This window comes from Acetomicrobium sp. S15 = DSM 107314 (assembly GCF_016125955.1).
Classification (GTDB): Bacteria; Synergistota; Synergistia; order Synergistales; family Thermosynergistaceae; genus Thermosynergistes; species Thermosynergistes pyruvativorans.
The window spans coordinates 1-269 of the sequence record NZ_JADEVE010000384.1 but is presented as its reverse complement, the minus strand read 5'-3'; the positions used below and the strand labels follow the sequence as shown (position 1 = coordinate 269).

The window sequence follows — 269 nt, the reverse complement described above, 5'->3', positions numbered from 1 at the left end:
TGAAACCCTCCTTAGTCAGCCTGGCCATCTCCTCGATGTGCCTTTTACCCCTCGCGGTGACGGCGTCAGGAAAGGCAGCTACCTCTTTTCCGAAGAGCGTGCAGGATTTGACTTCCAGCAAGACCTTTTGGCCGTCCCTTATCGGAGTGCAGGTTGGTTTTGAGGTTGTTAAATTGGGAAGATCTGCCTCGTAGCCATATGGTGACTTTGGATGACGGAGCCTTAAAGCCTTCTCCCAAGGGGCTCGAGTTGCTATGCGAGAGGCTTTC

Annotated in this window: 1 protein-coding gene; it reads right to left on the bottom strand. The window is 53.2% G+C overall.

Annotated features, from left to right (window positions below; all coding sequences use genetic code 11):
• Window positions 1–142: DNA/RNA nuclease SfsA (locus EZM41_RS13995; protein ID WP_446697845.1), on the bottom strand; the 142-nt coding region annotated here is incomplete at its 3' end.
• Window positions 143–269: the final 127 nt, after the last annotated feature.